At 57.7% G+C, this 589-nt stretch carries 1 protein-coding gene; it reads right to left on the bottom strand.

What is annotated here, in order from left to right:
- Positions 1–3 precede the first annotated feature (3 nt).
- The gene (locus J5M71_RS26625; RefSeq protein WP_016772991.1) at positions 4–246 is read right to left on the bottom strand and encodes an exodeoxyribonuclease VII small subunit; all 243 of its coding nucleotides are present in this window, start codon (positions 244–246) and stop codon (positions 4–6) included.
- Between the last annotated feature and the right edge of the window lie 343 nt (positions 247–589).

Genomic DNA, 589 nt, shown 5'->3' with positions numbered 1-589 from the left:
CGATCATTCTGGCTCATCCGCGTCGAAGGGTTCCTCGGCGAGCTCGCCATCGCGCTCCAGCAGCACCTGCACTTTCTGCTCGGCCTGGGCCAGCGCCGCCTGGCAGTCACGGGTCAGACCGATGCCCTGCTCGAAAGCGGTCAGCGAGTCTTCCAGCGACAATTCACCGTTCTCCAGACGCTCGACCAGTGTTTGCAGGTCGGCGAGGGATTGTTCGAAATCCAGTGCAGCTTTTTTGCGGGCCATGGCGGCAAATTCCGGTAGACGTTAAACCGGCGCGACACTAGCAGATAGGGGGGGTATGGGCAAATGAGGCGCCCTACCCAAAGCCGCGCACATGACCCCCGTGGCGAGGGGATTTATCCCCGCTGGGTTGCGTAGCAACCCTAAAACCAGACAACCGATACTCTCAGGAAAATCGAAGTCGCCGGTTTTACGACTGCTGCGCAGCCGAGCGGGGATAAATCCCCTCGTCACAAAGTTAATGTGAAGTTTCGGGGCTGAGGCTTATTCGGCTCATTTTATGAGCCGAATAACTTCGCTATTCGGCTCACGCCCTCTCGAAAGCGAGATTCCTACAGCAATCACA

Origin of the sequence: Pseudomonas sp. 43(2021) (assembly GCF_017490805.1) — a bacterium.
Lineage (GTDB): Bacteria > Pseudomonadota > Gammaproteobacteria > Pseudomonadales > Pseudomonadaceae > Aquipseudomonas.
This window is presented reverse-complemented; position numbering and strand designations above follow the sequence as displayed.